Origin of the sequence: Xanthomonas sp. D-36-1 (assembly GCF_017746155.1) — a bacterium.
Classification (GTDB): Bacteria; Pseudomonadota; Gammaproteobacteria; order Xanthomonadales; family Xanthomonadaceae; genus Xanthomonas; species Xanthomonas cissicola.
In genome coordinates this window covers 61,022-86,753 of sequence record NZ_JAGHWR010000035.1, presented here as the reverse complement: position 1 = coordinate 86,753, position 25,732 = coordinate 61,022, and the positions used below count along the sequence as shown (strand labels likewise).

The window sequence follows — 25,732 nt, the reverse complement described above, 5'->3', positions numbered from 1 at the left end:
TAGCGATTTGGGATTCGGGATTGGTAGAGGCGGTGGTCCGGCGCCGATCGACCTAGCCGACTCCCATGTTTTACCTTCTGCAGCGTGATTGGACCGATGAACCCACAGGTTGCCGCGCAGCGCTGTTGCGAATCCCGAATCCCGAATCCCCAATCCCGCTCAATAAAGGACCCGGGTCCGCAAGGTGCCGGTGATCTGCCCCAGCTCGTCCTTCAGTACGCCGGCAAGTTCCTCGCTGGCGCCGACATCGATGACCACATAGCCCACCTTGGGGTCGGTGCGCAGGAACTGGCCATCGATATTGACGTTGTGGCGCGAAAACAGTTCGTTGATCTGCGACAGCACGCCCGGTACGTTGCGATGGATGTGCAGCAAACGCAGGCTTTCGGCATGCTCGGGCAGGGTGACTTCCGGGAAGTTCACCGCCGACAAGGTGCTGCCGTTGTCGCTATAGCGCACCAGTTTGGCGGCGACCTCAATGCCGATGTTGTCCTGCGCTTCCAGCGTGCTGCCGCCCACGTGCGGGGTCAGGATCACGTTGTCGTGCGCAGTGAGCGGCGATTCGAACGCATCGCCATTGCCCTTGGGCTCGATCGGGAAGACATCCACCGCCGCGCCGCCGATCTGGCCGGAGGTGAGCGCCGCATCCAGCGCGTCGATGTCGATGACGGTGCCACGCGAGGCGTTGATGAGATGCGCGCCGGGTTTCATGCGGGCGATCTCCGGTGCGCCGATCATGTCCTTGGTCGACGGCGTTTCCGGCACGTGCAAGGTCACCACGTCCGCGCGTGCCAGCAGGTCGTCCAGATCGATCGCCGCGCGGGCATTGCCCAACGACAGCTTGGTTTCGATATCGTGGAAGATCACCTGCATGCCAAGCGATTCGGCCAGCACGCCGACCTGGGTGCCGATATGCCCGTAGCCGACGATGCCCAGCACCTTGCCGCGCGTTTCGTGGCTGCCGGTGGCCGATTTGGACCAGCCACCGCGATGGCATTGCGCGTTCTTCTGCGGAATGCCGCGCAGGAGCAGGATCGCCTCGGCGATGACCAGTTCGGCCACGCTGCGGGTGTTGGAGTAGGGCGCGTTGAACACCGGGATGCCGGCCAGCTCGGCCGCGTCCAGGTCGACCTGGTTGGTGCCGATGCAGAAGCAGCCGACTGCGATCAGGCGCTTGGCGTGCGCCAGCACGTCGGCGCTCAGCTGCGTGCGCGAGCGGATACCGACGATATGCGCGTCGGCGATGCGGGCGATCAACTCGTCTTCCGGCAGCGATTTGGCGTGCAGTTCGATCTGCGAGTAGCCGGCGGCACGGAACACGTCTACGGCGGTCGGGCTGATGCCTTCCAGCAACAGCACGCGGATGTCCTGCTTGGGAAACGAGGTTTTCTTCGGCGACATGGGGGAACGCACTGCAGCAATCGGGTCGGCAACTATGCCAGATGGGGTGCGCGATTGGGCGGTCGCAACGCAGTGTTTGCACCGGCGAAGCCCTTGCGGTGCAACGGTTTCAGCTGAATCCAACGCGGCGTCGGCCGGGAGTGCGCCGGCTGGACGGGGCAGGCCGGCGCTGGCACGCTGTGCGGTTCCTACCGCAGCGCCGCGTGCCATGACCGATCCCCGCATCCTTTCGTTGCAACAGGCCGTGCCTGCGTTGCGTTTGAAGACCGAGCCGGCCGACCTGGAGCACTACGGGCGCGACTGGACGCGCCGCTGGACGCCGAACCCGCTCGCCATCGCCTTGCCCGGCTCGGTGGAGGAAGTGCAGGCGGTCATGCGTTGGGCAAACGCGCAAGCCGTGGCGGTGGTGCCCTCGGGCGGGCGCACGGGCTTGTCCGGCGGCGCAGTGGCGGCCAACGGCGAATTGGTGTTGAGCCTGGAGCGGTTGAACAAACCGCTGGATTTCAATGCAGTGGATCGCACGCTCACCGTGCAGGCCGGCATGCCGCTGGAAGCGGTGCACAACGCCGCGCGCGAGCATGGGCTGGTGTACCCGGTGGATTTCGCGGCACGCGGCTCGTGTTCGATCGGCGGCAATATCGCCACCAATGCCGGCGGCATCCGGGTGATCCGCTACGGCAATACGCGCGAATGGGTGGCCGGGTTGAAGGTGGTCACAGGTGGCGGCGAGTTGCTGGAACTCAACAATGCGCTGGTGAAGAATTCCAGCGGCTACGACTTCCGGCATCTGATGATCGGCTCTGAAGGCACGCTCGGCATCGTCGTCGAAGCCACGTTGCGGCTGACCGACCCGCCGCCGCCCAGCAACGTGATGCTGCTGGCATTGCCGTCCTTCGACGTATTGATGCAGGTGTTCGCCGCGTTTCGCGCGCAGCTGCGTTTGGAGGCGTTCGAATTTTTTACCGATCGCGCGCTGGAGCATGTGCTTGCGCATGGCGCGCAGGCGCCGTTCGCCGAGGTCCACCCGTATTACGTGGTCACCGAATTCGCGGCAGGCGACGAGGCGCAGGAGGCGGCTGCGATGGCGGCCTTCGAGACCTGCATGGAGCAGGGCTGGGTCAGCGATGGCGTGATCAGCCAGAGCGATGCGCAGGCCGCGCAACTGTGGCGCCTGCGCGAAGGCATCACCGAAGCGCTGGCGCGCTATACGCCGTACAAGAACGACGTGTCGGTGCGCATCTCGGCGATGCCCGCATTCCTGGCCGAAACCCAGGCCTTGCTCAGCCAGGCGTATCCGCACTTCGATGTGGTGTGGTTCGGGCATATCGGCGATGGCAACCTGCACATCAACGTGCTCAAACCCGATGGCACCAGCCAGGGCGATTTCGTTGCGGCCTGCGATCAGGTCACCAAGTTGCTGGCGCAGGCCCTGCAGCGTTTCGACGGCAGCATTTCCGCCGAACACGGCATCGGCCTGGTCAAGAAGGCCTATCTATGGAGCACGCGCTCTGCCGAGGAAATCGCCTTGATGCGCGGCATCAAACATGTGCTCGATCCTCATCTTTTGCTGAATCCCGGCAAGCTGTTCGCGACGCATGACGCACCTGCCGACACGCCCGCCGGTTAGTCTTCCAGCACCTTCACACGGAATCGATCAGCCCATGATGCGCTCCCTCGTGTTCTGCGCTTTGACGCTGCTGCCGCTGGCAGCGTTCGCATCCAGCCTGGCCGGCACTTCGGCAGGTGCCTCGTCGGCTGGCTCGTCCAATTCTTCCGGCAGCAGTTCCGGCGACGACAAGGTGGTGGCCGACGCCCGCGAAGATGCGGCCGGCTTTGTTGCCAGCGATGGCGTCATCCGCGGCGCGCGTCTGGAAGCGGCGTTGGTGCAGTTGCGTAGCCGTAGCGACGCGGCGCGGCTGGCCAGCGACCTGGAACTGGCGCAGTCCGTTCTGGCCCAGTGAGTCTGCGCCGGCGGTGCGGTTGGCTGCTGCTGGCTGCCTTGATCGCACCGCAGGCGCAGGCCGAACTGTTGTTGGAGGTTGTTCCCTCGGATTTGCCTGCGGCGCAAATCGACGCAAGTAATGCGCTGGTGCAGCAGGTCGCACAGCGATTGCCGCAAGGCTGGACCCAGCGGATGACCGCCCCGATCCAGCTGCAATGGCGCACCGATCTGCCGATGCAGGTACACGGCCGTGCAATCGGCAATCGCATCCTGCTCGATCGCGCGCTGCTGCAGGCGTGGAGCGCGCAATCCGACGATGCAAGTGCCGATCGCAGCGCGGCGGCCACGCGCGCGGCGATGGCTGCGCTCATACACGAACTGGCGCATGTGCTCGATCGCGGCGCACACAGCGCGTTGTCGCGCGATCCGCGCCTGCGTGATCTTGCCGGCTGGCAGGTACGGCCGTGGCGGGTAGGGCGCGGCGCAAATCGGTTCAGTGACCGCAGCCCGGACGCGTACGAACGTCGCAGCCCGGCCGAGTTCGTTGCGGTCAATCTCGAGCATTACGTGCTGGACGCCGACTACGCCTGCCGGCGCCCTGCGCTGGCGGCCTGGTTTGCGCAGCGCCTCGGTACGCCGCGGGGCGCTACGCCCTGCGAGACTGCGTTGCCGTACCTGCAGGCCGACAACGATGCCGGTGCGATGTCGTTGCTGTCGCTGGATCCGGCACGCGTGTACGCGGTGGACTATCTGCTTGCCGAGGGCAACGAGCAGCCGATGAGCCGCTGGGGCCATAGCATGTTGCGCCTGGTGATCTGTGCACCCGGGCGCGCACCAGGCCCGGCATGCCGGCTGGATCTGCAGTACCACCGTGTGCTGTCGTTCCGCGCGTTCGTGGGCGATGTGCAGATTTCCAGCTGGCGTGGGCTCACCGGCTCGTATCCGTCGCGGCTGTTCGTGCTGCCGTTGAATCAGGTGGTCGACGAATACACCAAGGTGGAATTGCGTGCCCTGTCGTCGGTGCCGCTGACACTGGCGCCCGATGAGATCGCGGCCCTGCTGAAGCGCGCCGCGCAGGTGCACTGGAGTTACGACGGGCACTATTACTTCATCGGCAACAACTGCGCGGTGGAGACCTATAAGTTGCTGCATGACGGGGTGCCGCGTCTGGCTGCAGCGAACTTGTCCTCGATCACGCCGCGCGGGGTACGGCAGCGACTGCAGCGTGCCGGCATCGCCGATCTGCGGGTGCTGGACGACCCTGCACAAGCCATCCGTCAGGGCTATTACTTCGAATCGGCGGCGGCGCATTACCAAACCATGTTCGATGTCGTCCGGCGCGGCATCGCGGTGCCGCAAACAACTGTCGCGCAGTGGCTGGATGCCACGCCCGAGGTGCGCGCGCAATGGTTCGGACGCGGTGGCCTGCGCGAGACTGCAGCGGCATTGTTGCTGGAACAGGCGGCCCTGCGTCGTCAGGAATTACTGGCGCGCGATGCGCTCAAGCGCCTGTTGCAACCGGGCATGGCCGCGCGCGACGCAGTGCAGGGACAGCTGCAAGCGCTGTTCGCGCGCCAGGCGCAACTCAGTCATCCGGCGGTGCTGCTGGGCAGCGCGGGGTATGGCTTGCCGCAAGCGGACGAGCAGCAACAGCTGAGCGCGCGCGTGGCGCAGGAAAGCGCGGTGTTGGTCGGCGGCTGGAAACAGCTGCAGTTGGCTGGACGGCAGCAATTGCCGGCCAACATGCGCAATGGGTTGGAGCAGGGCGAAGCGAATGTGGAACGTTTGCGTGCGCGCCTGCGCGTGCTTGCGCGCGGTGATGCCGCCGCCGCGGATGTGTTCACCCCCGCGCACGCGCAATCGCGACCCTGACCAGAACGGGTGAGTTGCTTGGCGCTCTCCCGTCGGGAGAGGGGTTGGGATGAGGGGGGCAGCCAGCATTCTCCCGAATTGCCTCGCCCTCATTGAGGGGGCAGCGCGCCGTCTTCTCTCGGCGAAATAAGGAAGGGCGGCAGTCCGCAGCTGTGAGTTCTGACTACGCTGCCACTAGCAGGAGTAACCCACCGCATCAGCACACAGCTGTCATGTCAGCCGATGTATCTCAGCCGGCTGGTTGCAGATCCGCTTGCTTTGCATACTGACGCAGCCATTGGCTGACATGCGCGTCGTTGCGGTACCGCTGCATCAACGTGGCCAGGCGTGCCGGTGCCGGCGTGCAGAACTGTGCCACGGCCACTTCGATTTCATGCCGGCGGTCGGCGTCATACGGCTCTTCGCCGGCGAAGTGCTCGCAGGTGTCGTAGTCCTCGACCAGTTTGCGCACATCCTCCGGCATGCCGCACAGGCCTGCCGGATGCTGCAGCCATTCGTCTTCCACCTTGGGATCGGTGCAGGCCACCGGCGCAGGCGTTGCGGCCTGCGTCGGTGCTTGTTGCACGCTGCAGGCCGCCAGCACACCCACGGCCACGACAACGGCAAGGCGACGCATCAGTCGGCGCGACCGGCAAATTCGCCCGTGGTGGTGTTGACCAGCACGCGTTCGCCATTGGTGATGTACTCGGGCACCATGATTTCCATGCCGGTGTTGAGCTTGGCCGGCTTGGGCCGCTTGGTGGCGGTGCCGCCCTTCAATTCCGGCGGCGTCTCCACCACTTCCAGCGTCACCGTCTGCGGCAGTTGGACGGCCACCGGCTGGTCGTCGATCACTTGCACATAGATGCCGGTCAGACCGTCGGTGATGTAGCCGGCGTCGGTGCCGATCACGTCCGCATCCAGCGTGTACGGGGTGAAGTCTTCGTCGTCCATGAACACGAACGCCTCGCCGTCCTTGTACGAGAACGTGGACTGCCGGCGCAGCAGCTCGACTTCCGGCAGGTTGTCGTCGGCATCGAAGCTGGCGTCGGTTTTCACTCCGCCCGGCACGCTGTACATGATGAAACGAAAGCGCACATTGCCGCCGCGGCCCTGCGGCGAGCTGCGTTCGATGTCGCGGACCTGGTAAATGCCGCCGTTGTATTCGACGACGTTGCCTTTCTTGATGTCGTTGGCTTTCATGGCTTCAGTCAGAGATTAGGGATTGGGGATTTGGGATTGGCAAAAACAGGATTGCAGGAGGCGGGGAGGGTACGGCGTTCTCGCTGCGACCAATCCCCAATCCCGAATCCCCAATCCCGGCTATTTGGGCGCCAACCGCACGCCGCCGTCCAGGCGGATCACTTCGCCGTTGAGGTAGCGGTTGCGCAGGATGAAGGCGACGGTGTCGGCGTATTCGTCGGGCTGGCCGAGGCGCGAGGGGAACGGGATGGAGGCGGCCAGCGATTGCTGCACGGCCTCGGGCATGCCGTCGACCATCGGGGTCCAGAACACGCCCGGCGCGATCGTCATCACGCGAATGCCGAAGCGGGCCAGTTCGCGCGCCATCGGCAAGGTCATGCCGACCACGCCGCCTTTGCTTGCCGCATATGCTGCCTGGCCAATCTGGCCCTCGAATGCGGCGACCGAGGCGGTATTGACGATCACGCCGCGCTCGCCGTCATCGCCGCTGGTGTTGTGTTGCATGACATCGGCCGCGGCCTTGGCCACATTGAAGCTGCCGACCAGATTCACCAGCACGGCGTTGCGGAAGGTGGCCAGCGGCATGGGCGCTTCCTTGCCCAATACGCGGCCGGCGCCGAGGATGCCGGCGCAATTGACCACCAGATTCAATCCGCCCAGCGCCTGCGTAGCCTGCGCCACATTGGCCGCGACCTGGGCCTCATCGGTGACATCGGTGGCGAGATAATGCGCGTTGCCGGCACCGAGCAGCGCCAGCGCCGCCTCGGCCTTGTCGGCGTTGACATCGAACAGCGCGACCTTGCCACCGTCGGCCACCAGGCGCTGTGCGACAGCCAGGCCGAGACCGGAGACGCCGCCGGTCACGATGGCAAGGACAGAAGATGGCTGCATGCGTTGGTTCCCTGAGTCGCGTTGATGGCCGGTGGTAGCGGCAAACGAACGATCGGCGGAGCGGTCGGCAATTCTAGCCCAAGCTCCTGCGTGATCGCGGTGGTAGGTGATGCACGATTGCGCGGGCAGGGAGATCTCAGCCGGCGGCAGCCAACGCCTTGCCGACCTTGCTGCCGGTGTCGCGACCGAGCAGCTGCGCCAGCCAGCGGCCGGTACGGGCCAGGGCGGGCAGGTCGATGCCGGTGGGCATGCCCAGCCCCTGCAACAGGTACACCACGTCTTCGCTGGCCACGTTGCCGCTGGCGCCCCTGGCATACGGGCAGCCGCCCGCACCGGACACGGCCGCATCGATCACGCGTACGCCTTGCTCCAGGCAGGCCGCGATATTGGCCAGCGCCTGCCCATAGGTGTCGTGGAAATGCACCGCCAATGCCGGCATCGGCACGGCCTGCGCCACCGCGGCCAACATCCGACGCGCCTTGACCGGCGTGCCCACGCCAATGGTGTCGCCCAGCGAGATTTCATAGCAGCCGAGCGCGTGCAGACGTTGTGCCACATCCACCACGTCGGTCACCGGCACCTCGCCCTGGTACGGGCAGCCCAGCACGGTGGAGACGTAGCCGCGCACGCGTACGCCATCGAGCGCGGCCTGCTGCAGGATCGGCCGAAACCGTTCGATCGATTCGTCGATGCCTGCGTTGGTATTGGTGCGATTGAACGCCTCCGATGCTGCGGTGAATACCGCCACTTCCTGCGCCCCGGCGGCGCGTGCGCGTTCGTAGCCCTGCAGGTTGGGCACCAGCACCGGATATGCGATGCCCGGCGCCCGCGCGATGCCGGCAAACACCTCGGCGGCGTCGGCCAGCTGCGGTACCCAGCGTGGGCTGACGAAGCTGGTTGCTTCGATCGTGCGCAGCCCGGTGGCCGAGAGTTGATCGATCAACGCGATCTTGTCGGCAGTGGCGATCGGCTGCGCTTCGTTTTGCAGGCCATCGCGTGGGCCAACTTCGACGATGCGGACGAAGTCGCTCATGCGCTCACGTCGCGGCGCGCATGACGGCGTACAGGCGTCGCCACAACCGCAGGCGTGGTGGCGGCCGAATGCGCGAATAGGGAAACCAGGGACATCGGAAAGATACTCATGCGGGGAGGTGGCAGACCGCTTCGCAATTGTGGCCATCAGGGTCGAGCACGAAGGCGCTGTAATAGTGTGGGTGGTAATGCGGGCGCAGGCCGGGTGCGCGGTGATCGCGGCCGCCGGCGGCCAGCGCAGCACGATGAAACGCATCGACGCTGTCGCGGTCGGTCGCCGTCAGCGCGACATGGATGGTGCCCGGCGTCTGCGCGTGGGAGCCCAGCCAGAGAAACGGGCGCTCGGTGCCGAAGCCGGCATGCGCGCGGCCGCCGGTCTGCGCGGCCGTCAGTTCCACCAGCAGCGCGATGCCCAGGGGCGCGAGCGCGGCCTGGTAGAACGCGGTGCTGGTTTGCAGATCGCTGCAGGCCAGGCCGATATGATCGATCGCGCTCACGCCATGCTCTCCGGCACCCACGCGGCGCTGCGCTTGTCGAGGAACGCCCCCAGGCCTTCCTGGCCTTCGGGCGACACGCGCAGACGGGCAATCAACGCCGCATTGGCGGCATCGATGGCATCGCGGTCGGCAGGTGGCAGCACCGAGCGCACCAGCGCCTTGGCGCTGCTGGTGGCCAGCGGCGCCGCTGCCAGCAGCAGACGGACCTGCCGCTCCACGGCGATATCCAGCTGATCGGCGGCCACCAGTTGGTGCAGCAGACCCAGCAACTGCGCGGTGCCGGCATCGAAGATCTCGGCGGTTGCGAACCAGCGCCGCGCCTGGCGCGCACCGATCGCTGCAACCACATAAGGCGAAATGACCGCCGGCAGCAGGCCGAGCTTGCTCTCGGTCAGGCCAAAGCGCGCCTCGGTACAACCGATGGCGATATCGCAACACGCCACCAGGCCGACACCGCCGCCGAAGGCGGTCCCGTTGACGCGCGCGATGGTGGGCTTGGGCAGTTCATCGAGGGTGCGCATCAGCTGCGCCAGTGCCAATGCATCGGCGGCGTTCTCCGCTTCGTTGGCGCTGGCCATGCCGCGCATCCAGTGCAGGTCCGCGCCGGCCGAAAAGGCCGCGCCATCACCGGTCAGCACGACGATACGGATCTGCGACGCCCGGCCAGCCTCGCGCAATGCATCGGTCAGCGCGGCGATCAGCGTCGCATCGAAGGCGTTGTGGACTGCGGGGCGATGCAACCGCAAGGTGCGGACCGCTCCGTGGTCTTCGACGATCAAGCCGGTGTCCTGCATTGCGTCCGTCCATGAATGGGATGCGAACCATGATAGCGGGCCGGGTCGCCGGAGCCATGACGCGGTGCGTCGATGCTAGAATTGAGAACCATTCCTAACAATCAGGCCGTCTTTGTGACGCTGTCCGACATGCCTTTGCATCGCGCCGCCATCGTGGATTCCGTGGAGGATCGTCTCCCCAACGACACGATCGCCCGGCGCTTGCGGGAGTTGGGGTTTGTCGCAGGCGAGGAAGTCACGGTGCTGGCCACCGGGCCGGTCGGTCGCGAGCCATTGTTGGTGCAGGTGGGCTACACGCGGTTTGCCCTGCGGCGCAGCGAGGCTGCGCGCGTGCAGGTGCGCCATGCGGGAGGATCGGCATGAGCGCGGCCAGCGTTCCTCTGCGTCTGGCGCTGGTTGGCAACCCCAACAGCGGCAAGACCGCACTGTTCAACCAGCTCACCGGCAGCCGGCAGAAAGTGGCCAACTACACCGGCGTCACCGTCGAGCGTAAGGAAGGGCACTTCCGCGCACCGTCCGGGCGCGACTTTGCGGTGCTGGATCTGCCCGGCGCCTACAGCCTGCAACCGGCGAGCCTGGACGAGGCGATCACCCGCGACCTGTGCCGTGGCTTTTATCCGGGCGAGCCGGCGCCGGACGTGCTGGTCTATGTGATGGACGCGACCAATCTGCGCCTGCATCTGCGCTTTGCGTTGGAGTTGCGCGAGCTCGGCCGCCCGATGATCGTGGCGCTGAACATGATGGATGCCGCACAGCGGCGCGGCATTGTCATCGACCTGCCGGCGCTGGAGCAGGCGCTCGGCGTGCCGGTGGTCGAAACGGTGGCGGTGCGGCGCGGTGGTGCCAAGGTGCTGGTCGAGCGGCTCGATGCGCAGGCGGCGCGCCTGGCGGCGCCCGCCGCCAATCCGCCGGCCGACGGTAATTATCACGCGCTGGTGCGGCAGATCCTTGGCGCAGCGGTGACCATGCCCACCCGCACCTCGCGTGTGGATGATGCGTTGGACCGCTGGCTGCTGCATCCGATCTGGGGCCTGGTCACGCTGGCGGTGGTGATGTTCCTGATCTTCCAGGCGGTCTATGCCTGGGCTGCGCCGGTCATGGACCTGATCGACGGCGGCACCGCTGCCTTGGGCGATTGGGTCGGCGCGACCCTGCCGGAAGGTCCACTCAACAGCTTGCTCAAGGATGGCGTCATCGCCGGACTGGGCGGGGTGATCGTGTTCCTGCCGCAGATCCTGATCCTGTTCGCCTTCATCCTGGCATTGGAAGAATCCGGCTATCTGCCACGTGCGGCGTTTCTGCTCGATCGCATGATGTCGGTGGCCGGTTTGTCGGGGCGCTCGTTCATTCCGCTGTTGTCGAGTTTTGCGTGTGCGGTGCCGGGCATCATGTCCACGCGCAGCATCCAGGACCCGCGCGACCGGCTCGCCACCATCATGGTCGCGCCGTTGATGACCTGTTCGGCGCGGCTGCCGGTGTATGCGTTGTTGATCGGCGCCTTCATTCCGCAGAGGACCGTGTGGGGCATCTTCAACCAGCAGGGGCTGGTGCTGTTCGGTCTGTACGCTGCGGCCATCGTCAGTGCGCTGCTGGTCTCGTGGACGATGAAGAAATGGCGGCGCGACAAGAGCGAGCACCCGTTGATGCTGGAGCTGCCGTCCTATCGCGTCCCGCAGGTGCGCGATCTGGCGCTGGGGCTGTGGGAGCGCGCATGGATCTTCCTCAAGCGCGTGGGCGGCATCATCCTGGCGCTGACCATCCTGCTATGGTTCCTGCTGTCGTTTCCCGAGGCGCCGGCCAATGCCACCTTGCCGGCAATCGACTACAGCTTCGCCGGTCGTATCGGTCACGCAATGGCAGTGTTCTTCGCACCGCTGGGCTTCAACTGGCAGATCTGCATCGCGTTGATTCCCGGCCTGGCTGCGCGCGAAGTGGCGGTGGCCTCGCTGGCCACGGTGTACGCGTTGTCCGCTGCCGACGACGACGCAGCAGCCCAGGCGCTGTCGCCGTTGATCAGCGACGGTTGGTCGCTGGCCACCGCGTTGTCGCTGCTGGTCTGGTACATCTACGCACCGATGTGCATCTCCACCCTGGCCACGATCAAGCGCGAAACCAACTCGTGGAAGCAGATGACCATCAGTGCGGTGTACCTGTTCGCGCTGGCCTACCTGGCGTCGCTGGTGACTTACCAACTGGCCGTGCTGCTGGGAGCCGGCTGAGATGACGCTTTCGCTCACGCTGCAGTACCTGGTGATCGCCATCGCAGTGCTGGTGAGCCTGTGGGTGGTGATGAAGAAACAGTTTCCCGGTGTGCTGCGTCGCCTGCGTGGCGCGCTTGCGCTTGGGCTGCTGCGCAACGGGCGGCCGGCATGGATGCAGGCACTGGGGCGTCGCGTGGCACCGCCTGCCGCCCAAACCGTCTCGGCCTGCGGCGGTTGCGACAGCTGCGGCCCGACACCGCCCCGCAGCCACTGACCCGCGTCGTCTGGTCTACACTTGCGCGGCCGCAGGACGCGGCCAGACAAGGGGGCGGTGATGCGTTTGCTGGTGTTGTTGGCGGTGCTGGCCGCCGTTGCGGGCCTTTATAACTATGGCGGCAACGCACTCGACGAGAAGCAGGTGCGCGATTTCTATGCCGCGCACGACAAGGCGATGTTGAGCCAGGACGGCGAGGCGCTCTGCGCGATGGCCGCGCCGGAATTCGAAATGGTGATGCTGTACCGCATGGATTCGCATCAGCAGCGGCAGACCGCCAACCGCGAAAAATATTGCAAGTCCAACGGCGAATGGGCGCAGGTGCTGCGGCAGATGAGCCACGTGGCCGATCCGGAAGAGCTGATCGACTACAAGCAGTCGATCACCAAGATCGACATCGCCGCAGACGAACACTCGGCGATGGTCGAAACCCGCGCCACGCTCGGTCTGCCGGGCGTGCGCATGACCTTTCGCACACGCGACAAGGTGATCCGCAAGCGCTGGAAGACACTCATCGCCCACAGCGAAGGCACTGCCTGGGTCGGCCCGGCCTATCAATAAGCGCAGTTGACCAAACGACTGCGCTTGTTGCCCGCTGGCGCGGTCGTCGCTGGGTGCGGCTTGTGTCATGCGGCCAGGGCAGCTGCAGTGCATCCTCCATGGTTGCCTGGCGATGGCCGGCGACGTGCTGGTGGCCTTTGGACTGCGTGCCGGGCGAGGCACGCGGCCAGCGATCCGTCGCTGCACTGCACAGCGCCGCAGCCACTGGCGTTCGCTATGCTTGCGCCATGACAACTTCCTTCCAGATCTCCCGACGTGCGCAGGCGCTGACCAGTTCGGCGATTCGCGAAATCCTCAAGGTGACCGAACGGCCGGAGGTCATTTCCTTCGCCGGCGGCCTGCCGTCGCCGGCCACCTTTCCGGTGGAGCGCATGCGCGCAGCCAGCGACCAGGTGCTGCGCGACGCCCCGCAGGCGGCACTGCAATACGGCCCAACCGAAGGTTATGCGCCGCTGCGCGAATGGGTGGCCGCGCGGCTGAGTCGCGACGGCGCCAGCATCCGGCCTAGCAAGGTGCTGATCACCACCGGCTCGCAACAAGGCCTGGACCTGCTCGGCAAGGTCTTTATCGACGAAGGCAGCAAGGTGTTGGTGGAAACGCCGAGCTACCTGGGCGCATTGCAGGCGTTTTCGTTGTTCCAGCCGGCATTCGTCGGCATGCCTTCGGACGAGGACGGCGTGGTGGTGGATGCGCTGGATCCGTCGTTGCTGGCCGATGCGCGCTTTCTCTACTGCCTGCCGAATTTTCAGAATCCCACCGGCCGGCGCTTGCCGTTGGCGCGTCGCCAGGCCTTGGTGGCACGCGCGGCCGAGGCAGGCGTGCCGATCGTGGAAGACGACCCGTATGGCGAGCTGTACTACAGCGGGCAACCGTTGCCGAGTCTGTTGTCGATGAACCCGGAAGGCGTCATCTACATGGGCTCCTTTTCCAAGGTGCTCGCGCCCGGCCTGCGGCTGGGCTATGTGGTGGCGCCCGAAGCGGTGCTGGGAAAACTGATCCAGGCCAAGCAGGCGGCCGATCTGCACACCCCATCGTTCACGCAGCGCGTGGTGTACCAGACGCTGCAGGACGATTTTCTCCAGACCCATATTCCGCAGATCCGTGCGCTGTACGCGCGTCAATGCAGCCTGATGCTGGAGGCGCTGGACCGGCACTTCCCGCCGCAGGTGCAGTGGAATCGCCCGGAGGGCGGCATGTTCTTGTGGGTGACCTTGCCACCGGGTCTAGACGGGACCGCGTTGCTGGCGCGGGCCATCGCGCGCAATGTCGCGTTCGTTCCCGGCGCGCCGTTCTTCGCCACCTTGCCGCAGACCAATACGCTGCGCCTGTCGTTCGTCACCGTGCCCGGCGAGAAGATCGATGCCGGCATCCAGGTGCTGGGCGAGCTGTTGCGCGAGGCGCTGGCCGAGTTGCCGGGGCTGGGCGGGTGACGGTGGCGACGGCGGAGCAGGGTGCGCCGATCGCGATCAGGATCGATCACGTTGCCATCGGCAGCGCGCGCGACTTCACTCGCCCTGGCAGCCGCAGCGCGATCGACAAGCGCGCGCTGCAGGGAGCGGTGCAGGTGGGCCTCGAAGGCCTGGAGGGCGACGAGCAAGGCGACCGGCGCGTGCATGGCGGGCCGGACAAGGCCATCCATCATTACCCGCGCGATCACTACGCTGCCTGGCGCGATGAACTTGGTCCGCACGTGTTGCTTGAGGCTGCAGGTGCCTTTGGCGAAAACCTCAGCAGTGTGGGCGTGACCGAAGCCGATGTCTGTCTCGGCGATCGCTTCACCTTGGGCACGGCGGTGGTGGAGGTGTCGCAGTTGCGACAACCGTGCTGGAAGCTGTCGGACCGTTTTGGTGTGCGCGAACTGGCGCGGCGGGTGCAGGAAACCGGCCGTACCGGCTGGTATTACCGCGTGCTGCAGCCGGGCAGCGTCGCGGCCGGCGACCTGCTGACCCTGCAGGCGCGGCCGCATCCGGAGTGGCCGCTGTCGCGTCTTCAGCAGGTGCTGTACGCACGCCAGGTCGATGTTGCAGCTGTCACCGCGGTATTGCAGCTGCCGCTCGTGCCGTCCTGGCGCACGCTTTTCGAACGCCGCCTGCAGCGCAGCGAAGTGGAAAGCTGGAGCAAGCGGCTGGATGGGATCGGCGACTGAGGAGGGATAACGAAACTACTGCGCAGCGTCAGGCGGATGTGGTCGCTGCGTACGTCGGCCAGTACGGCATGTGTATGCGCTTGCGCCGCGCAGTCCGCGCCTGCGTGACGATTGCGCGCTACGTTGCGATAGCCACGCGTAGAGCGGCCGACATCATCGCCTCATAGGGTTGGCTGCGTGCCGGCTTGCGGAATCGGCAGAGTCCAGTCGCATCTGTGGCTCTCCACTCGGCAGTACATATCCAGGAGCCGTTCGCCACGCCTCGTCGCGCGCCTCGACAGTACCGGTCGCATCACCGCGCAACGCCGCATCGCGCGCAATGGGGCACCGCGGTGACGAATCGCTAATCCCAGATCCCCAATCCCGGCTATCGTGTACCACCCCACATCGCCAAGCCAGCCTGCCGCCATGACAACCTCTGCTGTGAAAGTTCTGATCCACGGCGCCTCCGGGCGGATGGGCAAGGCGTTGCTGCGCTTGGCTGCCGAAGACCAGACCGTGCAGGTGGTCGGCGCCGTGGTGGGCCGCTCGCCGTCCCAGCGCGTGGTCGATGGGGTGCCGTTTTTCGCTGCCAGCGAACTCGGCGGCGCGCCTGCGTTCGATGTGGCCATCGACTTCAGTTTGCCGCAGGGCTTCGCACCGATCCTGGCGTTGTGCGCGCAGCGCGGCAAGCCGCTGGTGTCCGGCACCACCGGGCTCGACGAAGCGCAACGTGCGGCCTTGCGCGATGCCGCCCAGCAGATTGCGCTGGTCTGGGCGTCCAACTTCAGTTTGGGCGTTGCGGTGCTGACAGAGCTGGTGGAACGCGCGGCCGGCACCTTGCCGGGGTGGGACTGCGACATCCTCGAAGCGCATCACGTGCACAAGCAGGACGCACCCTCCGGCACCGCATTGACGCTGGGCGAAGCGGCGACCGGCAGCGGCGCGCAGCCGCGCTATGTCAGCCTGCGTGCCGGCGACATCGTTGGCGAACACACCGTGCAGTTCACCGGGCTGGGCGAGCGGGTCGAGCTGGTGCACCGCGCAACCAACCGCGACATCTTCGCGCGCGGTGCCTTGCATGCGGCCAAGCGGCTGATCGGCAAGCCGGCAGGCAGCTACCGCGTACGCGACCTGGTGCTGTAAGCGCGCCGCAGCCATGCATGAATGGTAGCCGCACCTCGCGGCCTATTCATGCCTCAGCGTTGATGCCGTGACGGCATCCGATGCTCTTCAGACTGGCATGGCGGGGCAGTTGCCTTTACAATTCTCGCTTGCCCGAACCAGCGTCGGACCGGTCCCCAGCACCGCGTCCGCGCTTTGCTGCAACCGGAATTTGGCCGGGAGCGCATCGGAGTCCCAGGCAGCCAGAGCGAGACCCCCACGTGACCCAACCCGCAATCCTTGTCCTCGAAGACGGCACCGTGTTCGAGGGCGAATCCGTAGGCGCCAACGGGCTTTCTGTCGGTGAAGTGGTGTTCAACACTGCCATGACCGGCTACCAGGAAGTCCTGACCGATCCCTCCTACGCCCGCCAGATGGTCACGCTGACCTATCCGCATATCGGCAACACGGGCTTCACCGACCAGGACGACGAGGCCCGCAAGATCTGGGCGGCCGGCCTGATCGTGCGCGATGTGCCGCGCCGCCCCAGCAACTGGCGCAGCCAGGTGGCCTTGCCGGAATGGCTGCAGGCCCGCGGTGTGGTCGCCATCTCCGGCATCGACACCCGCAAGCTGACCCGCCTGCTGCGGCAGAAGGGCGCCCAGAACGGTGCGCTGATGGCCGGCGACATCGACGTCGAGAAAGCGCTGGAAGCCGCACGCAAGTTCCCCGGCCTGAAAGGCATGGATCTGGCCAAGGTGGTCTCGACCGAGAGCACGTACACCTGGAAGGAAGGCTCGCTGGATCTGAACTCAGACAGCTTTTTGGGTCTGGGTGCGTTGAATATTGGAAAGTCCGCGCATGGAAGTGCGGGCTCTGGCGAGGGACTCGCATTCAAGGTTGTGGCCTACGACTACGGCGTGAAGCTCAACATCCTACGCATGCTGGCCGAGCGCGGCTGCGACGTCACGGTGGTGCCGGCGCGCACGCCGGTGGCCGAGGTGTTGGCGCTGCAACCCGATGGCGTGTTCCTGTCCAACGGCCCGGGCGACCCGGAGCCGTGCGACTACGCGATCGATGCGATCAAGGAACTGATCGCGCAGAAGGTGCCGACCTTCGGCATCTGCCTGGGCCATCAGTTGCTGGCGCTGGCCGCTGGTGCCAAGACGCTCAAGATGACCACTGGCCATCACGGCGCCAACCACCCGGTACAGGACCTGGACGGCGGCCGGGTGATGATCACCTCGCAGAACCACGGTTTTGCAGTGGATGAAAGCACCTTGCCGGCCAATGTGCGGGTGACCCATCGGTCGCTGTTCGACGGCACCAACCAGGGCATCGCGCTGACCGACGCCCCGGCGTTCTCGTTCCAGGGCCATCCGGAAGCCTCGCCCGGCCCGCGCGATGTGGGGCCGTTGTTCGATCGGTTCGTGGATCTGATGGCGGCACGCGCCTGATGAAAACAGGGCTGGCCTCGCTGCCGCGCACACGCCATTGGCGGGTGTTTGCGTTGGCGATGCTCGCGCTGTCGACGTATCCGGCGTTCGTGTTGATTGCGGTGTATTCGCAGTGGTTGGGTTCCGGCCTCCCCGGCGGGCGCAACGGCCCGGCCGATGCCTACCGACACAGCCTTGCGAGCGCCATCGTCGCCTACACCTTGTCTCCGCGTTGCGTGGATTGGGTGACTGCCGTGATGGAACGCGGTGGCGTTGGCACGCCGAGCCGCGCGATGGATGCGCATAACAACGGGATTGGCGCGCGCATCGGCGCCGCCGCTCCCAGCTGGGCCGCGATGCAGCGAGAGGTTCGCGCCGCGGTCGACCATGGCGCGATCGATGCCCGATCGCCCGACCAAATTACCTGGCTCGCCGCTACGGCGTGGCAGGACCGACTTTACTGAGGACCCCCATGCCAAAGCGCACCGACCTTAAAACCATCCTCATCATCGGCGCCGGCCCGATCGTCATCGGCCAGGCCTGCGAGTTCGACTACTCCGGTGCGCAGGCGTGCAAGGCGCTGCGCGACGAGGGTTACCGCGTGGTGCTGGTCAACAGCAATCCGGCCACCATCATGACCGACCCGAACATGGCCGACGCCGTGTACATCGAGCCGATCAACTGGCAGACGGTCGAAAAAATCATTGCCAAGGAAAAGCCCGATGCCCTGCTGCCGACCATGGGCGGGCAGACTGCGCTGAACTGCGCGCTGGACCTGGCCGACCACGGGGTGCTGGAGAAGTACAACGTCGAGCTGATCGGCGCCAAGCGCGAAGCGATCCGCATGGCCGAAGACCGCGAGCTGTTCCGCGTGGCGATGGGCGAGATCGGCCTGGATTGCCCGACGGCGGCGGTTGCCCACACGCTGGAAGAAGCGCTGGAGATCCAGACCCGCGTCGGTTACCCGACCATCATCCGCCCCAGCTTCACCCTGGGCGGTAGTGGCGGCGGCATCGCCTACAACCGCGAAGAGCTGATCGAGATCGTTGGCCGCGGCCTGGAACTGTCGCCGACCACCGAAGTGCTGGTGGAAGAGTCGGTGCTGGGTTGGAAAGAATTCGAGATGGAGGTGGTGCGCGACACCGCGGACAACTGCATCATCGTGTGCGCCATCGAAAACCTCGACCCGATGGGCGTGCACACCGGCGACTCGATCACCGTGGCACCGGCGCAGACGCTCACCGACAAGGAATACCAGCGCCTGCGCGATGCCTCGATCGCGGTGTTGCGCAAGATCGGTGTGGATACCGGCGGCTCGAATGTGCAGTTCGGCATCAGCCCGACCACCGGCCGCGTGGTCGTCATCGAAATGAACCCGCGCGTGTCGCGTTCCTCGGCGCTGGCCTCCAAGGCCACCGGCTTCCCGATCGCCAAGGTCGCCGCCAAGCTGGCGGTGGGCTACACGCTGGACGAATTGAAGAACGAGATCACCGGTGGCCTGACCCCGGCCTCGTTCGAGCCGTCGATCGACTATGTGGTCACCAAGATCCCGCGCTTTGCGTTCGAAAAATTCCCGCAGGCCGATGCGCGCCTGACCACGCAGATGAAGTCGGTCGGCGAGGTGATGGCGATGGGCCGCACCTTCCAGGAATCGCTGCAGAAAGCGCTGCGTGGCCTGGAAACCGGCAAGATCGGCCTGGACCCGACCGGTCTGGACCTGAGCAGCGAAGACGACATCGCCACGCTCAAGCGCGAGCTGAAGGCACCGGGCCCGGAGCGCTTGTTCTACGTCGCCGATGCCTTCCGTGCCGGCATGACGGTGGCCGATGTGTATGCGCTGTCGTTCATCGACCCCTGGTTCCTGGACCAGATCGAAGAAATCATCAGCCACGAACAGCAGTTGGCCGACGACGGCATGGCGGCGCTGGATGCACCGCGCCTGCGCATGCTCAAGCGTGCCGGTTTCTCCGATGCGCGCATGGCGCAGCTGATCGGCAGCAACGAAGAATCGGTACGCACGCTGCGCCGCGCGCTGAAGGTACGCCCGGTCTACAAGCGCGTGGATTCGTGCGCTGCCGAATTCGGCACCAGCACGGCCTACCTGTATTCGACCTACGAGGACGAATGCGAGGCGCTGCCGACCGATCGCGACAAGATCATGATCCTGGGCGGTGGCCCCAACCGCATCGGCCAGGGCATCGAGTTCGATTACTGCTGCGTGCACGCGGCACTGGCGCTGCGCGACGATGGTTTCGAAACCATCATGGTCAACTGCAATCCGGAAACCGTCTCCACCGATTACGACACTTCCGATCGCCTGTACTTCGAGCCGCTGACGCTGGAAGACGTGCTGGAAATCGTCGAGCTGGAAAAGCCCAAGGGCGTGATCGTGCAGTACGGCGGCCAGACCCCGTTGAAGCTGGCGCGTGCGCTGGAAGCCAATGGCGTGCCGGTGATCGGCACTTCACCGGACTCGATCGATCTGGCCGAGGACCGTGAGCGTTTCCAGCAACTGGTCGACAAGCTCGGCCTGAAGCAGCCGCCGAACCGCATCGCCCGCAATGCCGAAGAAGCCTTGGTGCTGGCGCGCGAAATCGGCTACCCGCTGGTGGTGCGCCCGAGCTACGTGCTGGGCGGCCGTGCGATGGAAATCGTCTATGGCGAATCCGACCTGGCGCGCTACGTGCGCGATGCGGTCAAGGTCTCCAATGATTCGCCGGTGCTGCTGGACCGCTTCCTCGACAACGCGGTGGAAGTGGACGTGGACATCATTGCCGACAAGGACGGTAACGTGCTGATCGGCGGGGTGATGGAACACATCGAAGAAGCCGGCGTGCATTCGGGCGATTCGTCCTGCTCGCTGCCGCCGTATTCGCTCTCGCCGCAGACCCAGGCCGAGCTGCGCCGCCAGGTGGTGATGCTGGCCGAAGGCTTGAACGTGGTCGGCCTGATGAACACCCAGTTCGCGGTGCAGGTCAACGAGGCGGGCGACGACATCGTGTACCTGCTGGAAGTGAACCCGCGTGCCTCGCGCACGGTGCCGTTCGTGTCCAAGGCGATCGGCATGCCGCTGGCCAAGATCGCCGCACGTTGCATGGCCGGCAAGACGCTGGCCGAGCAGGGCGCCACCAAGGAAATCGTGCCGGACTACTACTCGGTGAAGGAAGCGATCTTCCCGTTCGCCAAGTTCCAGGGCGTGGACCCGATCCTCGGGCCGGAGATGCGCTCCACCGGTGAGGTGATGGGCGTGGGCCGCAGCTTCAGCGCCGCGTTCGCGCGCGCGCAGGAAGCCGGTGGCATCAAGGCGCCGCCGCTGGGCAAGGCCTTCGTCTCGGTGCGCGACCCGGACAAGCAGCGCGTGCTGCCGGTGGCGCAGGCGCTGGTGGAGCGTGGCTTCACGCTGGTGGCCACGCGCGGTACCGGTGCCTGGCTGCAGCAGAACGGGCTGAGCTGCGAAATCGTCAACAAGGTGGCCGAAGGCCGCCCGCACATCGTCGATTCGATCAAGAACGGCGAGATCGTCTACATCGTCAACACCACTGAAGGTCGCGCTGCCATTTCGGATTCGTTCTCGATCCGTCGCGAAGCGCTGCAGCATCGCGTGACCTATTCGACCACTGTCGCCGGCGCCAAGGCGCTGGTGCAATCGCTGGAATTCCGCGGCACCGGCCCCGTGTGGTCGCTGCAGGAACTGCACAAGGAGCTGGAAGCATGAGAGCACCCATGACATCGAAGGGCGCGCAGCGCCTGCGCGAAGAGCTGGAACACCTGAAGTCGGTCAAGCGCCCGGAGGTGATCAATGCGATCGCCGAGGCGCGTGCGCACGGCGATCTGAAGGAAAACGCCGAATACCATGCGGCGCGCGAGCAACAGAGCTTTATCGAAGGCCGCATCAAGCAACTGGAAAGCGAGCTGTCGCATGCCGAAATCATCGACATCACCAAGTTGTCGGCCGGCACCAAGATCGTGTTCGGCGCCACGGTGACGCTGGCCGATACCGAGACCGACGAAGAGAAGCGCTACCAGATCGTTGGCGATCTGGAAGCGGACATCAAGATGGGCCTGATTGCGATCTCCTCGCCGTTGGCACGTGCGCTGATCGGCAAGCTGGAAGGCGATTCGGTCACCATCGATGCGCCGGCCGGCCAGCGCGAGTACGAAGTCGTCAGCGTCGCCTACCTGGACTGACCGGCATCACCGCGCGATGACCACCGCCACGCTGCTGCTGCCGGAAAAACGCTGCCTGCCCGGAACCCTGGGCGATACGGCAGTGGCGCGTGCGCTTGCGCGCGCCGACGGGCACACCGCCGACGCCGGCGAAGTGGCGCAATTGCAGCGCCATTTCAGTCTGACTCCGGCGCACTGGCCGGTGGCCGCGTTGACGCGCCAGCTGGATGCCGGCGATGCCGCCGGCGCCACCTGGGTGCGCGCGGATCCGGCCTATGTGGTCCCGGACATGCAGGGTGCGCGGTTGATGGGCTATGGCGAGGCGCTCGGCCCCACCGCCGACGATCTGGCGGTGCTCTTGCCCATCCTCAAGCCGATGTTCGGCGATGCCGGTTTTCTGCTGGACGCGCCCACGCCATCGCGTTGGTATCTGCGCCTGTCGCCGGATGCGAAATTGCCGGACTTCGCGGCGCCCGATGTCGCCATTGGCGACGACTTGTTCGAGCACCTGCCGGCCGGCGACAGCGGGCGCCGTTGGCGGGCCTTGCTGACCGAAGCGCAGGTGCTGCTGCATCAGCATCCGTGGAACGAAGGCCGCGTCGCCAGCGGCAAGCCGGCCATCAATTCGCTGTGGTTCTGGGGTGGCGGCGTCCTGCCGCATTCGGTGAGTTCGCCGCATCGCCAGGTGCGCAGCCGCGAATCGATGCTGCGCGCGCTGGCGCTGGCGGCAGGTGCCGACGCGCAGGGCGAACAACGCGTCGATGCGCTGGTGGATCTGCGTCATCTGCGTTCGCTGCAGCAGTTCAGCGACGATGCGGTGGCGCCGCTGTTGGCGGCGATGGCGCGCGGCGAACTGGATCGGTTGGTATTGGACTTTCAGGACGGCGAAAGCGTGTCGCTCACGCACGCGCAGCGCTGGCGTTTCTGGCGCAAGCCGCGGGTGCAGCTGGCGCAATGACCTCGAGTCCGCGGATCGTGCGGCGCCCCTCCGGGCAGGCCGGCAGTTGGCCCGATACCATGTTGCCGCTGCTGCGCCGCATCTATGCAGCGCGTGGTGTCACCGATGCGCAAGGCGCGCAGCCGCGGTTGGGTCAGCTGTTGTCGCCGGAATTGCTGCGCAACAGCGGCGTGGCCGCCGAGCTACTGGCCGATGCGATCGCGCAGCAACGGCGCATTCTGGTGGTGGGCGATTTCGACTGCGATGGCGCCACCGCCTGTGCCGTCGGTGTGCGCGGCCTGCGCATGCTCGGTGCGCTGGATGTGCATCACGCCGTGCCCAATCGCATGGTGCATGGCTATGGCTTGTCGCCTGCGTTGGTCGACGAACTGGCGGCGTTGCAGCCGGATGTGCTGGTCACCGTCGATCACGGCATCGCCTGTCACGCTGGCGTCGCCGCAGCCAAGGCGCGCGGCTGGACGGTGCTGGTCACCGACCACCATCTGCCAGGCGAGGTGCTGCCGCCGGCCGATGCGATTGTCGACCCGAACCTGGCCGAAGACACCTTCCCCAGCAAGACCCTGGCCGGGGTCGGGGTGATCTTTTACGTGTTGCTCGCATTGCGAAAGGTGTTGCGCGCACGCGGCGCCTTCGCCCAGCGCGCCGAGCCCGACCTGTCGGTGCTGCTGGATCTGGTCGCAGTCGGCACCGTTGCCGATCTGGTACCGCTGGACACCAATAACCGTGCGCTGGTGTCGGCCGGATTGCGTCGCCTGCGCGAGGGCAAGGGCTGCATCGGGTTGCGTGCCTTGATCGATGCCAGCGGCCGCGATGTGGCGCGGCTGAGCGCCAGCGATATCGGGTTTGCGCTCGGGCCACGACTCAATGCCGCCGGGCGGCTGGAGGACATGGCGCTGGGTATCGAACTGTTGCTCAGCGAAGACTGGGGTCAGGCCCGCGAGATTGCCGGCACGCTGGAAGAGATCAACGCCGAGCGCCGCGCGGTGCAGCAGTTGATGACCGACGATGCCGAGCACGCCGTCACCAAGGTGGTGCTCGATGGCGATGGTGCATTGCCGATCGCCGCATGCCTGTTCGACGCCGAATGGCACCCGGGCGTGATCGGTCTGGTGGCCTCCAAACTCAAGGACCGCCTGCACCGTCCCGTGATCGCGCTGGCACCGGCCGAGCCGGGCAGCAGCCAGTTGCGGGGTTCGGCGCGTTCGATTCCCGGCCTGCATATCCGCGATGTGCTGGCGGCGGTGGACGCGCGGCATCCCGGATTGATCCAGAAGTTCGGCGGCCATGCGATGGCAGCCGGGTTGAGTATCGACCATGCGGCATTGGCCACGTTCGAGCAGGCCTTCCAGGCGCAGGTGACGGCGATGGTGGATGCCTCGCTGCTGCATGCCCAATTGCATAGCGACGGCGAACTGGCCGCGCACGAACTCGATCACCTGCACGCCGAAGCGCTGCGCGTGGCCGGTCCATGGGGGCAGGGCTTTCCCGAGCCGCTGTTCGATGGTCAGTTCGAGGTGCTGCAGCACCGCGTGCTCAAGGAACGCCACCTCAAGTTGACCCTGCGGTGCCCCGGACGCGCGGAACCGCTCAATGCCATCCACTTCAACGGTTGGCGTGGCAGCGATCCCGCGCGCTTGGTGCGGCTGGCGTATCGGTTGGTCGCCGACGACTATCGCGGCGGCACGGCAGTGCAGTTGATCGTGGAGCATTGCGAGCCGGCTACAGTCACTGGCTGATCTGCGGTCTTGGCGCCCCGAGGTTTGCGACAGTCGCACTTGGCATCATCTCGATGGACATCAGTTGGTGGGCTGCTGAAAGCGCTCGCTCGGCCCAAGTTGAGGGCAGATCAGCCATCGGCCCACTCGCCTCGAGCGCGCCTGATGCCGGCCACGGGATCGGCGAAGCGGCAATCGGGCGAGCAGTACGGCGGCGCGCGCAGGGCGGGGCACATGGTGGTTCCGAACGCATGCCGACGCGCAGCTTGGACTGCGCCAGATGGCGCGTCCAAGGATGGTCCGCCCAATGAATCGCACGTTGCAGGCAGCGTGCGTCCGCAAGATTGTTACGACGCAACTGCCGTAACACCGACCTGGCGGTTCACCGCCTGCGTGCGTCCACGCAAGCCGAACAACGGCCGCAACCAGCGCACCCGCCGAATCACGTACTCATGCAGCGCCAGGCAGCTGATCACAGTGGCCGCGATCACCAGCGCCGGTTCCAGCCAGGCGTTCAACTGCAACGGCATCAACCAGTACAGCGCCACGATGATCAGGCTCTGATGCAGGATGTACCAGGGAAACACCGCTTCGGTGCAATAAGGCAGCCAGCGGAACGGCCGGTTCAAACGCTGCTTGGCCCAGCCCAGCAGGGTCAGCAGCGCCAGCCAGGTATAGGCCGCGCGTGCGGTGTGTTCCAGGTTTTCCCATGGCAGCGCGGCCAGTGCCGGCGGCAGCTGCGCGGGCTGCACGTGCATGCCCAGAAAACGAATGCCCAACTCGGTGGCGATGGCCAGCACCGCAGCGACCAGGGTGAGCCAGCGCAGTTGTACGGCCAACTGCCAGAAGCGCTCGCTGCGTGCCAACAGATAGCCCAAGAGAAAGAGCGGGAACGATTCGGCATGCACGAACCAGTCGCCGACCAACGCATGGGTCGGCGGATGCCGCGGTATCACCCACATCACGCAGAACGCCTCCCACAGGATCGGCAACATCAGCAGGGCCGGCACCACCATCGCGGCGGGCAGCGGCGGTAGGGCTGGCAGCCGCGCCAGCCTGGCCAGCGACACCAGCGCCATCAGGGCCACGGTGTAGGGCAGCAGGTAGGCCAGGTACCACAGGTGATTCCAGGTGATGCCGTGTTCCCAACCATCGAAACTGCCGGCCGGCCACGGGCGCACCTGCCAGTAGCGCAGCAGGAAGCTGCCGAACCCGGTGGCGACCTTGCCGTTGCTCACGCCCTGGCAGTAGGCCTGCACCGCCACCACCACGAACATGCCGAACAGCAAGGGCGGCAGCAACCGCCCGCAGCGACGCAACGCGAAGCGCCACGGCGCGGCTTGCGGCTGCGACAACCCGATCGCGATGCCGGAGATCATGAACAGCAACGGCATTCGCCACCGGTTGAGCACGATCATCGGCCACTGCAGCCACTCGGCCATGTGCACGCTCATGAGGTGGAACCCCCAGTCGGCCACATAGGCCATGCCCACGTGGTAGAGGATCAGCAGGGCGAAGGCGAAAACGCGCAAGGCATCGATATCGTGGCGGCGCTCGGTCATGGTCGGTGGCTGGTGAAG

At 65.9% G+C, this 25,732-nt stretch carries 24 protein-coding genes; 16 read left to right on the top strand and 8 right to left on the bottom strand.

Annotated features, from left to right (window positions below):
* Nucleotides 1-159 precede the first annotated feature (159 nt).
* The gene (serA, locus tag J7367_RS11490) at nt 160-1,401 is read right to left on the bottom strand and encodes a phosphoglycerate dehydrogenase (protein ID WP_057660046.1); all 1,242 of its coding nucleotides are present in this window, start codon (nt 1,399-1,401) and stop codon (nt 160-162) included.
* Between the two features lie 208 nt (nt 1,402-1,609).
* On the opposite strand from serA, the gene J7367_RS11485 reads away from it, so the two are divergent.
* From J7367_RS11485 to J7367_RS11475, 3 genes are read left to right on the top strand one after another with little or no spacing between them, the layout of a single operon-like run.
* A complete protein-coding gene (locus J7367_RS11485) occupies nt 1,610-3,028 on the top strand; it encodes an FAD-binding oxidoreductase (protein WP_022559059.1) in 1,419 nt (472 codons plus the stop codon).
* 34 nt (nt 3,029-3,062) lie between these two features.
* Nucleotides 3,063-3,362, top strand: a complete 300-nt coding sequence (locus tag J7367_RS11480; RefSeq protein ID WP_022559060.1) for a DUF2388 domain-containing protein — start codon at nt 3,063-3,065, stop codon at nt 3,360-3,362.
* Nucleotides 3,359-5,215 (top strand): DUF4105 domain-containing protein, encoded by a 1,857-nt coding sequence (locus J7367_RS11475; protein WP_057660045.1) that lies wholly within the window; start codon nt 3,359-3,361, stop codon nt 5,213-5,215. The genes J7367_RS11480 and J7367_RS11475 overlap by 4 nt, the downstream gene beginning before the upstream one ends.
* A 229-nt stretch (nt 5,216-5,444) precedes the next feature.
* Here the strand turns inward: J7367_RS11475 and J7367_RS11470 are convergent, their stop codons facing one another.
* The 6 genes from J7367_RS11470 to J7367_RS11445 form a co-directional block, all read right to left on the bottom strand.
* On the bottom strand, nt 5,445-5,831 hold the full coding sequence (locus tag J7367_RS11470) for a hypothetical protein (protein WP_007962937.1): 387 nt from the start codon (nt 5,829-5,831) through the stop codon (nt 5,445-5,447).
* The gene (gene yeiP / locus J7367_RS11465; RefSeq protein ID WP_007962938.1) at nt 5,831-6,397 is read right to left on the bottom strand and encodes an elongation factor P-like protein YeiP; all 567 of its coding nucleotides are present in this window, start codon (nt 6,395-6,397) and stop codon (nt 5,831-5,833) included. Before yeiP ends, J7367_RS11470 begins: the two co-directional genes overlap by 1 nt.
* Nucleotides 6,398-6,517: 120 nt before the next feature.
* Nucleotides 6,518-7,288 (bottom strand): SDR family NAD(P)-dependent oxidoreductase, encoded by a 771-nt coding sequence (locus J7367_RS11460; protein WP_022559064.1) that lies wholly within the window; start codon nt 7,286-7,288, stop codon nt 6,518-6,520.
* A gap of 136 nt (nt 7,289-7,424) precedes the next feature.
* On the bottom strand, nt 7,425-8,321 hold the full coding sequence (locus J7367_RS11455; RefSeq protein WP_007962941.1) for a hydroxymethylglutaryl-CoA lyase: 897 nt from the start codon (nt 8,319-8,321) through the stop codon (nt 7,425-7,427).
* A 106-nt stretch (nt 8,322-8,427) separates the two neighbouring features.
* A complete protein-coding gene (locus J7367_RS11450; RefSeq protein WP_057660042.1) occupies nt 8,428-8,817 on the bottom strand; it encodes a VOC family protein in 390 nt (129 codons plus the stop codon).
* Nucleotides 8,814-9,611: an enoyl-CoA hydratase-related protein gene (locus J7367_RS11445; RefSeq protein ID WP_057660040.1), complete on the bottom strand. Its 798-nt coding sequence runs from the start codon at nt 9,609-9,611 to the stop codon at nt 8,814-8,816. Before J7367_RS11445 ends, J7367_RS11450 begins: the two co-directional genes overlap by 4 nt.
* Before the next feature lie 114 nt (nt 9,612-9,725).
* On the opposite strand from J7367_RS11445, the gene J7367_RS11440 reads away from it, so the two are divergent.
* The 13 genes from J7367_RS11440 to recJ all read left to right on the top strand — a co-directional run bounded on the left by J7367_RS11440 (nt 9,726) and on the right by recJ (nt 24,173).
* Complete coding sequence (locus tag J7367_RS11440) at nt 9,726-9,974, top strand: FeoA family protein (protein ID WP_003486267.1); 249 nt, start codon at nt 9,726-9,728, stop codon at nt 9,972-9,974.
* Nucleotides 9,971-11,830 carry a ferrous iron transporter B gene (locus J7367_RS11435; RefSeq protein WP_057660038.1) on the top strand — a complete coding sequence of 620 codons (1,860 nt, stop codon included), beginning with the start codon at nt 9,971-9,973 and terminating at the stop codon, nt 11,828-11,830. Before J7367_RS11440 ends, J7367_RS11435 begins: the two co-directional genes overlap by 4 nt.
* A gap of 1 nt (nt 11,831) precedes the next feature.
* Complete coding sequence (locus tag J7367_RS11430; RefSeq protein ID WP_022559069.1) at nt 11,832-12,086, top strand: DUF6587 family protein; 255 nt, start codon at nt 11,832-11,834, stop codon at nt 12,084-12,086.
* 60 nt (nt 12,087-12,146) lie between these two features.
* Complete coding sequence (locus tag J7367_RS11425) at nt 12,147-12,647, top strand: hypothetical protein (protein WP_022559070.1); 501 nt, start codon at nt 12,147-12,149, stop codon at nt 12,645-12,647.
* Nucleotides 12,648-12,874: 227 nt separating this feature from the next.
* Complete coding sequence (locus J7367_RS11420) at nt 12,875-14,077, top strand: PLP-dependent aminotransferase family protein (RefSeq protein ID WP_057660036.1); 1,203 nt, start codon at nt 12,875-12,877, stop codon at nt 14,075-14,077.
* Complete coding sequence (locus J7367_RS11415; RefSeq protein WP_057660035.1) at nt 14,074-14,793, top strand: MOSC domain-containing protein; 720 nt, start codon at nt 14,074-14,076, stop codon at nt 14,791-14,793. Before J7367_RS11420 ends, J7367_RS11415 begins: the two co-directional genes overlap by 4 nt.
* Nucleotides 14,794-15,201: 408 nt before the next feature.
* On the top strand, nt 15,202-15,918 hold the full coding sequence (gene dapB / locus J7367_RS11410) for a 4-hydroxy-tetrahydrodipicolinate reductase (RefSeq protein ID WP_007962949.1): 717 nt from the start codon (nt 15,202-15,204) through the stop codon (nt 15,916-15,918).
* A 239-nt stretch (nt 15,919-16,157) separates the two neighbouring features.
* A complete protein-coding gene (gene carA, locus J7367_RS11405) occupies nt 16,158-17,333 on the top strand; it encodes a glutamine-hydrolyzing carbamoyl-phosphate synthase small subunit (RefSeq protein ID WP_042674829.1) in 1,176 nt (391 codons plus the stop codon).
* The gene (locus J7367_RS11400; protein ID WP_007962953.1) at nt 17,333-17,776 is read left to right on the top strand and encodes a hypothetical protein; all 444 of its coding nucleotides are present in this window, start codon (nt 17,333-17,335) and stop codon (nt 17,774-17,776) included. The genes carA and J7367_RS11400 overlap by 1 nt, the downstream gene beginning before the upstream one ends.
* A gap of 8 nt (nt 17,777-17,784) precedes the next feature.
* The gene (gene carB, locus J7367_RS11395) at nt 17,785-21,027 is read left to right on the top strand and encodes a carbamoyl-phosphate synthase large subunit (RefSeq protein WP_007973506.1); all 3,243 of its coding nucleotides are present in this window, start codon (nt 17,785-17,787) and stop codon (nt 21,025-21,027) included.
* An 8-nt stretch (nt 21,028-21,035) separates the two neighbouring features.
* Nucleotides 21,036-21,500, top strand: a complete 465-nt coding sequence (greA, locus tag J7367_RS11390) for a transcription elongation factor GreA (protein WP_003486289.1) — start codon at nt 21,036-21,038, stop codon at nt 21,498-21,500.
* A gap of 16 nt (nt 21,501-21,516) precedes the next feature.
* On the top strand, nt 21,517-22,437 hold the full coding sequence (locus tag J7367_RS11385; protein ID WP_057660033.1) for a hypothetical protein: 921 nt from the start codon (nt 21,517-21,519) through the stop codon (nt 22,435-22,437).
* On the top strand, nt 22,434-24,173 hold the full coding sequence (gene recJ / locus J7367_RS11380) for a single-stranded-DNA-specific exonuclease RecJ (RefSeq protein WP_057660030.1): 1,740 nt from the start codon (nt 22,434-22,436) through the stop codon (nt 24,171-24,173). Before J7367_RS11385 ends, recJ begins: the two co-directional genes overlap by 4 nt.
* Nucleotides 24,174-24,499: 326 nt before the next feature.
* Here the strand turns inward: recJ and J7367_RS11375 are convergent, their stop codons facing one another.
* On the bottom strand, nt 24,500-25,714 hold the full coding sequence (locus J7367_RS11375) for an acyltransferase family protein (RefSeq protein ID WP_057660029.1): 1,215 nt from the start codon (nt 25,712-25,714) through the stop codon (nt 24,500-24,502).
* Between the last annotated feature and the right edge of the window lie 18 nt (nt 25,715-25,732).